Below are 8841 nucleotides of genomic sequence, written 5' to 3'. Positions count from 1 at the left end.
GGGTTAAAACCAAGGAACGGTAGCTGACTGACTTAACCCATAGGAATCAAACTTTCCGGATGTTGGTATTGACTGCATTTCACCAAACTCAAAGAATTTACGATACGTTTGCCCTGTAGAGCCACTCTGTAAATCAAGATAAGGTGCGTTAATGCTCTGGCTCAGCATCTTCTCTTTATAGCGCAGCTCACCTTCTTTATTGATACTCCCTCGCGCAATTAAACGCCGCAGCTTTGCACTGCTTAAATTGCGCCGCTTAGCTGAGATCACCCGGTATTGAACTTGCTCAGGAACGCTTAACACTTCACTGATTTGGCAATAACCGACGAGAGGCCCTAACCAGCATAAACCTTGTAGATCATTCAATAAGCTTACCGAACCATGCACACGAAACAACTGCCCGAGCTTTAGGTTTGCTTCTGGAAAGCTCATCGCAATTTGATTGGTATTTAACTTAACCAATGCTTTATGAAACTTCGTAAACACTTTACTGCCCAATTCAGCTTCATTCATCTCCGCATCTGGTCGTAAATGTATGTCAATGTATGAATCCATAGCTACTCCGTGATTCCAAGCGTTAGCCATTTACCATAAGCATGAATATCGATCATGGGTACAGTACCGCATTCTTGCAACTGCGATAACAATTCGAACAAAAATGCAGTCGTTGCTTTTGAATGAGGCTTAATCTCCATTTTATCAAGATTTTTGTCATAAAAGAAAAAGCAGCTATCAGCGGCACACCCAATATTTAGTAAATCATCATCATTTTTTTGCTGTTCTAAATGGCCGTTCAGTGTTGCTGGTTTTTTCAGATCATTTTCAAGTGCTAACAACCCGCCAATAATAGCTAGCGGAGGCTTTGCAGGATGAACACCACCTGCATGCGGAATGGGTAAACTTGTTACATATAAACGCCTTACACTGGCCACTTTTTGTCTTGCCGCTTTGATATACTCTGTATTTATCGTTTGCTTTACTTCAAAAACAGCATAAACACTTTCAACAGGAATAATCAATTGCTCAGCATAATGAAATATAAAAGGTGAATACTGGCGGTCGTAAATCACCACATCAATTTGTTCACTAAATTGGTTTTTACTATCAACCACAAAAGCTCTACTTGCACGATAGCGTTCGGGTAAATATTGATTAAACAAGTCTACCCATACATTTTCGGCACCATCGCCCTTTACCACTGAATGCTTAAAGGATTTTCTGACTGTGGTTAGTTTGTGCTGTACGTCTGCATGTAAATTTTCAAGTAATTCTGAAAGTTGCCAGTCTTGAGCCATGTTATTTCCCCTTTAATTGCTGTAGCCGTGTTTTCCGGATCAAATGATTTGGATTTTTCTTATTGCTTGGCTGATACCCAAGCTGTTTGAGACATTCCGCTAGCAACGTTCTATCTTGTGTCGTCCAAGTTTCTATCGCTGTATCAATCCAATTTTCAACTTTAAGTTGGTATGCGGCATTATCACGGTGCTTAAGATAATCCGTCCTTAATTCCGCAATAATTTTAACTGGCGGTTTGGCTTGCTCGGCCTTAACAGCCGCTTCCAATTGCTGCTCAATTCGACGTTGAGCTTCAGCTTGCCTTTGCTCACGTTCTTCTGGCGATAACCGTTTTTCATATTCACCCAAAAGCCTTTGCATTAACGCTAGGTCAATCTTCATATATCCATAACCTGCGGCAGTTTTAGCACCTATGCCGTTATCTGCTAAGGCTTTTTCCAATAGGGTTTGGCAAAGCTCAATTGCTGCGGGCTCACCTTCGAGCACAAATAAAAAGCTGCCCTGCACTGCGAGTAAATGATTAGGGATCGGGCTGTCTTTATCGGATGGTTCCGCTTTCTTGCCGTTGTAATACTCTTGATGGTGTGTGGTGACTACATCGAGCACAAAGGGTTTAGCCCCCTCTGCAGGGATCCACCACGCATCGTGGAAGGTGACGCTGCCAGCAACGCGGTTCGGTTGCTCGCTGTCGTATGTGCCAAACAAATCATCAAGCGTTGCTTTAGCTACGTTTGACAGTGTTTTGCCACTCGCCCAAGCACGTACCACGCCTTTTACACTCGAACCCGGAATATACGGCATGCCGTAGTTACGACTTAAACTGCAACCGGTTTCTAATGCAGCGTTGCCCGTTAAGCCTATTAATAAGCGGTTTTCTAGCGTCATGGCCGATTGCTTAAAACGGTTAGCATCACTCGTTAGCTCAAACCAACGGTTAAAGGTGTTGTTGTATTCAGGTGAAGCGGGCAGTTTTACGATTTCTTCTAAATGCCCTGTCTTCTTATTATCTGATTTACCTTCTTTACTGTCTGATTCATTTGCATCTACTTCAGGCATGCCCTTTTGCAGTAAGAGACTCGGATTTACACTTTTACTTTGGCTAAAAGCATCTTTTATCTCGTTGCGCACCAACTGAATCATCATAATTGACCTTCCTTATCTTTTTCATTCTCTTCTAAAGAGCTGCCATCTGGCCCTATTTTTAAGATGCCTTGCACGTAACGGCGTAACCAGCCAGCTATATCTAGAGCTTCGCGAGTCATGCGCATGATTTGGTATAAGTCCGATTCAAGAATGTTCTTGTGCAAGGTTTTATTTGGATCTAGTGGATAGTTGGTTGCTTGAAAGATGTTTAGTAAATCCGCTAATAATGCCTGATGATGCGCTTCGCTTTTTGCCAGTAAAAAACCTGTTGCCTGTGCTAAGCCATTTTGCAAAATCATGGCGGGCAATTTATGCACCAAAGTGGCGTATTTTTTATTCTCTTCAATACTTTTGTTTTTACGGGAATTGATCTGCTTAAAAGCAGCAGTGGCCACAATTTGACTACGTGGTTGCATGTGTTACTCCCCTCTGGCCGACTGAGCAATAAACTGCACTAAGCCATTGCCAGTACCCATGTTACCGCCCATTTGCAGCACAGGTTTGTTATTGATAATGTCGTTAAACATAAGCCGTTTATCACCATTTTTATCGTTCAAACGGGGTGCATCTACCGAGTATACGCCCCATAAAACGCTTTCTGCGGGTAAGCTTTCTTCAGTCCATAATGCCCCATTATCAACGACGCCAGTCTCTTGATTAATTCGAATACGGGTGCGAATTTCAGTGGCGGTTTCGGCCAGAAAGGAGAAAACCGTATCAGGCAAGACTATGATGCGCTTGCTGATGTCGCTATAGTCGGAGCTGTCTTTTGCATAAAGCGTTTTAGCAATGTATTCAGCCCATTGTGGGGTGTGTTCACACTCTTGAGCTTTGAGATCTAAATCTTCTAGCACCATCAAGTTATCTTGATGATTAGGATTACCTTTAGGGTATAACGCTTGATCATTGGCAGGTGTTGGAACCGTTAAATCTAATTTTCGATCTTTTTTATAGCGCTGCAAAATAAATGGGCATGTCGCATAAGCTAATATGCCATAAACCGTTCGCACTGGTAGTAGCAACAAATGAGCATCGGTTATCGACAATGCCCCCGCAAAACTGGGCTCACCGTCTTGTTTGTCATAACCAAATAGTGACTGACTAAGCGTTGGTTTAACTTCTTTTTGTTCCGTTTGACTAATGAAGGCTTTTAGCACGCCACGAACCGTTGAGCCGGGGACAATCGGCAAATTAGAAGCTCGCTCGCGGGCAATCGGTTGATCGACAATGCCAACCGATTGGCCTGAGCCACAATGCAAAATGGTTTGACTGAATAAGTGATAAATATGAAACGACATAACATAGTCCTTTAAAAATAGCGTTAAATAGTAAATTGATAGGCAGCAGGCAGCGCCAAACCAAAGCCGTTAAGGTTGTTTTGTGGATCATCACAAAAGTGCGCTAACCAGAGCGAACGAATATCTTCATCCGTTGCATCGCCTTCAATTTCAAACCAATAAGTGGCCCCCGCGGGGATCATTTTTTGCGCCGCACGTGGCATGTTATTGACTAAATCCCAACCTGATTGCGGGATCCAACGCTCTAATGCGGCGGCGCGTAACTTGACGGTTAGGCTTTGACAGCATGGTGGAGTGCCAATGAGCTCATCATTCAACCAGCTTGGTAACCAACCATGGTTAAATAACACTGGCGTTAAAAAGGTCAACGTGAACCCTTTAGCTTTTGTTATTGATTGCGCCAAATCACTGGGTAAAGAGGGCCATAAAGTGCAAGCCTCAACCTCTGCTAAACGCCGCTCGCCGCCCAAATTAAGCAATGGCAAGGTTATGTCGCCGTCAATACCAGCCAAAATGCTTACGCAAGCGTCCGGAAATGGTTGATTACCATCACGTTGCTGCCACATGCTTAGCCCTGTGGTTTGAAAAAGCTTGCCCGATTCCACATTGCGACTGTGATTATTAATAGCAATATGCGTGCGAATATCCGGCTCGGCAGGCATCCAACCGTTTTGGCAGATTCGCTCAAAACTGACCGCCTGCCCTTTTCGCCATGCGGCCAAGTCGTTAAACGACCACCAGTTAGGGCCGGAAACTGGCTTGCCATCAGGTGCATTTTCAGCAAACAAGGGCAGCAAGCCATTGGGTAGATCGCAACCTTCACCTTCAGCAAACGCCATAGGTTTAGAACGCACTAAATGGGTGAGTTGAGTCTGTTGGTCATAAAAATACTGCACATCAGCAGGCTTAGGCACCAAGATATGTTCTTCGCTTGGGGCGTCGCCATTGATAGGACGTTTAACCGCAAGCGGACCTTTGACGGCACGCTCTAACAGCTCGTTATTCAAGGCTTTTCCGTTGCTGCGGGCATGGATATTACGCAACGCCCCAGCAACCGTGGATGGTGGTGGAAAACGGGCCGCTTGTGCATCAGAGATTTCTTCAAACGGCCTGCCTGAACGAATAACCAAAGGGTCTTTAGGTTGAATAAGGTAATACTGCATGATTATTCAGCGCCTCCAATATCTGCGGTGGTTTTAGCACTCAGCCAGCGCGCTAAGATAAGTAGATTGGCGAGTTGCTCTAGTGAGTAACCTGATGCTTGGGCGCGAAGTTGCGATTTGAGCTTCTTCAGAGCAGCCTTCTTTGACTCTTTAATTTGTTCAGGTGTCTTCCCTGATTCTTCAACACTTACGTTAAAATTCGCTCGCGCTAACATTCGCTCTAGCTCACTTGCTCGAATGCCTGCTAACTCTTCTTGCCCAGTTGTCCATTTCAAATGAACTGCCATTTCTCGTACCTCTTGCATGATGCGAGTTGGCATCCAACCCTGTGCAAAAGCGTGAGTGAAATCGGTTAGCGCTTTTAATGTCTCATCATCATCCCAGCGGCAACGCCAGGTGATCTCATGGCCTGAACGAATGCCTAGATGTACGGCAAGTGCATTACGGGGCTTGAGTTCTTTATTACCTTTGGCGTGTTTTTCTGCCGCGATAGCCCGAGCACGCAGTTGGCGCATAGGTTGGACAAAATGACCAATGGCTAAACCGACCGATAACGTTGGGCAATTTTGCTGATCAATACCCAGCTCTTTGGCAATTGCCGACATCTTTTCAGCAAAAGAGCTAGCTAGCACTTTTGCACAGGCGAATGACTGATCCAACGGCACAAACGCCAATATATCATCGCCGCCGGCATAAATGGCATGCCCGCCGTGATCTTGTAGCGTTTTGCGCACACTGGTCGCAAATTCATGCAGGGCTTTAGAAATCGCTTTTGAATCATCATGAGTCTTGGCTTGAGCCAATAATTCACCCATACGGTCGCCATCGGCTTTAAGCAAAACGCCGTAAGGTAGTGGCGAGGATTTAGTGGCTGCGAGCTGTTTTAGTAGCTTGTCTTTAAGATCGTGATCAATATCGGCTTGCGCTAAACGGCTTAAAAAGAGGTATTCGCCATCAAAGGGAAAGTCTGCATATATGCCATCATTGCCTTTAACTTGCGTAACATGCCCTGAGTCCAAAAGCGGCTGATACGCAACTTTTAGTCCAGCTCGCTGTTCATCACTTAAACTATTAAGCCAACCATGCGCCACAATACGGCTAAAGGGGGTAAATTGCTCCAAATTACCCGCTCGGCGTTTTACCACGCCTAAAGCATCTAACTCTTCTTCATTGGTTAGGCCCAAAAACCGTCTTTTCTGCTGTAATTCTTGATCGTTAATGTGCAGTTTTTTTGCAGCATCCCGCGCGGTGAGTTTGTGGGTGACCGTATTATTAGCACCATCCAGCGTGGATTTGTGTAACGCTGCCATGCAGTCTTTCATAGGCTCAAAATTACGTGACAACTTTCGGGCGTGCAGTAACTGACCAAGACGTATTGAGGCTGCATTATCATTATATGGGTGATTATCGAGTGAGACCCACGCCGAAAAGATTTCTAGCACATCATTTTGCTGCTGTTGCCAGCGCTCGCGGTCAATCCCTGCATTTTGCAGCTCATTTTTCGTTAATACTTCAGCAAAAATACCGACTAATCGATCAAATGCAGCGCCCTTGGCTTTTTCTAACTTATTCTGAAGTTCCTCTTTGCTATCTGCAGAAATCACGGCTCGAATAACGTTAGCAATGTTGGCTCTCGGCTCATCAGATGATGATTGAGGCTGTAGTTCTGCCTCTGGGTGTTCTGGGTTAGGAAATATCAAACAGCCATTTTGTGTTTGATGCAGCTTAAGTGCTACTGCACGCGCCACTTCCGACAATAACCATGATCCACACCAGAGATCTTGTGCACGCCTTCCCGCTTCGATCAAACTTTGAACAGGGCCAATACTAATCGCGACTACATACTCCATTGTTATTGTCCCTTCTCAAAAAAGTCTAAAAATGCCGAGAGTGGATCGTCAGCTCTTAACTGGCCATCTTTACCTACCATCGGTTTGATAATTTCTGCCAGCCTAGTTCGTTCGTTTTCACAGGTAGGCCAATGGTTTGGAGTGCCATTCTTCGGAGCAGGGCTTAATTCTAATGGTTCATGCAAAGCGGTTTGCCAAGTCGGTAGCAATAAAGCAGCAGCTCGCCATTGAGCACCATTTTTGTAAGGACGAATAATTAATGGGCTTGCCATACGCTGCGCGTCTTTTGGCAAGAGGCTCATAGTGATAGGTTCGGTTCTACTTCGATCATTAAAATCAAAAATGATTGGCAGGCCAAAAGCGGCTCTCGGGAATACATTTCCAGCTTTATGCTCAGGTTCGTGATTAGCTTTATGCTTATTGGACATACGACGTAGTTGATCTGGTTCTGGCCAGCGACTACGTCCTGGGCGATTTCCTTGTCCTTCATTCCGACCAAGTTCCTTGCCTTGCCGAAATTTATAAAGTAACTCTGTCGCTTTTTTCCATATGTCCTCAGCAGAGTCTGAAGATTGTTTTGTCAACGCTATTTTCCCACCAATGGTCTCAACCTCAGTTGCATCAATGGTTTTAATCGAGTCAACAACCACAGCACCAAATCCACGCCGAGTTTTTGCACCCACACCACCAAACGATGACCACCAACGTAAGGACTCTTTAACTTGCTTTATCTGATCAGAGGTAATGTCGTCTTTGTAGTGAATCTCAAGGACAAAGTTATAACCACTAGGTAAACAATTAGCTTCATCCGCAACACCAAGCACGTATTTAACACCCGAAGCAGCCAGCTTTTTCGAGCTAACCAAGTAGCTCATACTTACATTTTTACATTTTTACATTTCACTCGAACTTGAACTTGGCTCGCTTTAGCCTTATCGCTAATCCCCCCCCACATGGCTTCTTCATTTTCTCGCATGACCTCAGGGTCTTTCACCCCACAAGCAATACGCCACCAAAAACGTAATTGCCCACGAATAGCACTGGCGCGAATCGGCATGTCGTTATCGACTTCGCCCGCTTTAACACCCCCACCGTACATAGGCGTAACTAAGGTGCATGAATAGCTTTCCCATTTATCGTTAATCTTATTATTTAAATCATCGAGTTCTTCTTTCAATCTTTGCAGATCAATTGTGTTGTTCTGTCTTCGCATTCCACAGTTCCATTCTGCTGAATAAAAAACCAAAGGTGAGGATTTATACCCTTTAGCCAAGCTTATACCGAACGTAACATTGATTAATGCAATAAAGAATCGACACTTATCAATAACCTATTGCATATCAAAAAATAAATAATTATGACTTTTACAGTGACAATGAAGCTGCCTGTGCGGCAGTGAACCTGCCAATCTGGCGGCATTTACTGATAAGGAGTTTCTAAGCTGCCTGTGCGGCAGTGAACCGTTTACGTTAGGCGGTGTGATTACTTCTAACTTTCTAAGCTGCCTGTGCGGCAGTGAACACTCTGAAAACATTGTATCGACCGCTGATTGATTTCTAAGCTGCCTGTGCGGCAGTGAACGTCAGAGAGCTAACGAACGGCAAATCGAGAATTTTCTAAGCTGCCTGTGCGGCAGTGAACGGATTGGTTGAAGGTTTAAAGTCAAAGTTGTTTTTCTAAGCTGCCTGTGCGGCAGTGAACTAATCAATCTTTCTTCAAAGTCACCGCTACACTTTCTAAGCTGCCTGTGCGGCAGTGAACCAAACTCTGGAATGGCAAGCGTTGTTCTTGCTTTTCTAAGCTGCCTGTGCGGCAGTGAACATCAAAGGCATACTTATGATGTATGGCGATATTTTCTAAGCTGCCTGTGCGGCAGTGAACCACACTTCAACTTTAATTTGCGCTTCTGTGCTTTTCTAAGCTGCCTGTGCGGCAGTGAACATTACACACTCCCCGGTGGCAGCGTTGCCAGCTTTCTAAGCTGCCTGTGCGGCAGTGAACCTTGACTTCTTAATTTTACGTGCATCCTTGCATTTCTAAGCTGCCTGTGCGGCAGTGAACGGTGATACAACAACGAAACCCTCTCCATGT

9 protein-coding genes and 1 CRISPR repeat array are annotated in these 8841 nt (G+C 44.8%); all 9 genes read right to left on the bottom strand.

The features are described 5' to 3' along the window. Window positions 1-3: 3 nt before the first annotated feature. The 9 genes from cas6f to cmr1 are packed head-to-tail and all read right to left on the bottom strand — an operon-like array spanning window position 4 to window position 7963. Window positions 4-555: a type I-F CRISPR-associated endoribonuclease Cas6/Csy4 gene (gene cas6f, locus CAG60_RS05915; protein ID WP_161438480.1), complete on the bottom strand. Its 552-nt coding sequence runs from the start codon at window positions 553-555 to the stop codon at window positions 4-6. A 2-nt stretch (window positions 556-557) separates the two neighbouring features. Continuing rightward, window positions 558-1295 carry a CRISPR-associated endodeoxyribonuclease NucC gene (nucC, locus tag CAG60_RS05910; protein WP_161438479.1) on the bottom strand — a complete coding sequence of 246 codons (738 nt, stop codon included), beginning with the start codon at window positions 1293-1295 and terminating at the stop codon, window positions 558-560. A 1-nt stretch (window position 1296) separates the two neighbouring features. Next, window positions 1297-2439, bottom strand: coding sequence for a type III-B CRISPR module RAMP protein Cmr6 (gene cmr6 / locus CAG60_RS05905; RefSeq protein ID WP_237667754.1), 1143 nt, complete (start codon window positions 2437-2439; stop codon window positions 1297-1299). Further along, a complete protein-coding gene (cmr5, locus tag CAG60_RS05900; RefSeq protein ID WP_161438478.1) occupies window positions 2436-2855 on the bottom strand; it encodes a type III-B CRISPR module-associated protein Cmr5 in 420 nt (139 codons plus the stop codon). Before cmr5 ends, cmr6 begins: the two co-directional genes overlap by 4 nt. A 3-nt stretch (window positions 2856-2858) precedes the next feature. Further along, the gene (gene cmr4 / locus CAG60_RS05895; protein ID WP_055034230.1) at window positions 2859-3737 is read right to left on the bottom strand and encodes a type III-B CRISPR module RAMP protein Cmr4; all 879 of its coding nucleotides are present in this window, start codon (window positions 3735-3737) and stop codon (window positions 2859-2861) included. A 23-nt stretch (window positions 3738-3760) separates the two neighbouring features. Beyond that, a complete protein-coding gene (locus tag CAG60_RS05890) occupies window positions 3761-4900 on the bottom strand; it encodes a type III-B CRISPR module-associated protein Cmr3 (RefSeq protein WP_161438477.1) in 1140 nt (379 codons plus the stop codon). Between the two features lie 2 nt (window positions 4901-4902). Then, the gene (cas10, locus tag CAG60_RS05885) at window positions 4903-6750 is read right to left on the bottom strand and encodes a type III-B CRISPR-associated protein Cas10/Cmr2 (RefSeq protein WP_161438476.1); all 1848 of its coding nucleotides are present in this window, start codon (window positions 6748-6750) and stop codon (window positions 4903-4905) included. Window positions 6751-6752: 2 nt separating this feature from the next. Beyond that, window positions 6753-7625, bottom strand: coding sequence for an RAMP superfamily CRISPR-associated protein (locus tag CAG60_RS05880; protein ID WP_237667753.1), 873 nt, complete (start codon window positions 7623-7625; stop codon window positions 6753-6755). 2 nt (window positions 7626-7627) lie between these two features. Beyond that, a complete protein-coding gene (gene cmr1 / locus CAG60_RS16590) occupies window positions 7628-7963 on the bottom strand; it encodes a type III-B CRISPR module RAMP protein Cmr1 (protein ID WP_237667752.1) in 336 nt (111 codons plus the stop codon). Window positions 7964-8123: 160 nt separating this feature from the next. Further along, a CRISPR array of direct repeats spans window positions 8124-8811; the repeat unit is 28 nt; unit sequence TTTCTAAGCTGCCTGTGCGGCAGTGAAC. Window positions 8812-8841: the final 30 nt, after the last annotated feature.

Origin of the sequence: Vibrio sp. V33_P6A3T137 (assembly GCF_009904835.1) — a bacterium.
GTDB lineage: Bacteria > Pseudomonadota > Gammaproteobacteria > Enterobacterales > Vibrionaceae > Vibrio > Vibrio metschnikovii.
Note: the sequence above shows the minus strand (reverse complement) of the source record. Positions and strands in the feature narration are given on the sequence as shown.

What these genes read in the sequence shown, in the direction of transcription:
- cas6f (WP_161438480.1), bottom strand. Translation starts at nt 555, where the DNA reads ATGGATTCATACATTGACATACATTTACGACCAGATGCGGAGATGAAT.
- nucC (WP_161438479.1), bottom strand. Translation starts at nt 1,295, where the DNA reads ATGGCTCAAGACTGGCAACTTTCAGAATTACTTGAAAATTTACATGCA.
- cmr6 (WP_237667754.1), bottom strand. Translation starts at nt 2,439, where the DNA reads ATGATGATTCAGTTGGTGCGCAACGAGATAAAAGATGCTTTTAGCCAA.
- cmr5 (WP_161438478.1), bottom strand. Translation starts at nt 2,855, where the DNA reads ATGCAACCACGTAGTCAAATTGTGGCCACTGCTGCTTTTAAGCAGATC.
- cmr4 (WP_055034230.1), bottom strand. Translation starts at nt 3,737, where the DNA reads ATGTCGTTTCATATTTATCACTTATTCAGTCAAACCATTTTGCATTGT.
- CAG60_RS05890 (WP_161438477.1), bottom strand. Translation starts at nt 4,900, where the DNA reads ATGCAGTATTACCTTATTCAACCTAAAGACCCTTTGGTTATTCGTTCA.
- cas10 (WP_161438476.1), bottom strand. Translation starts at nt 6,750, where the DNA reads ATGGAGTATGTAGTCGCGATTAGTATTGGCCCTGTTCAAAGTTTGATC.
- CAG60_RS05880 (WP_237667753.1), bottom strand. Translation starts at nt 7,625, where the DNA reads ATGAGCTACTTGGTTAGCTCGAAAAAGCTGGCTGCTTCGGGTGTTAAA.
- cmr1 (WP_237667752.1), bottom strand. Translation starts at nt 7,963, where the DNA reads ATGCGAAGACAGAACAACACAATTGATCTGCAAAGATTGAAAGAAGAA.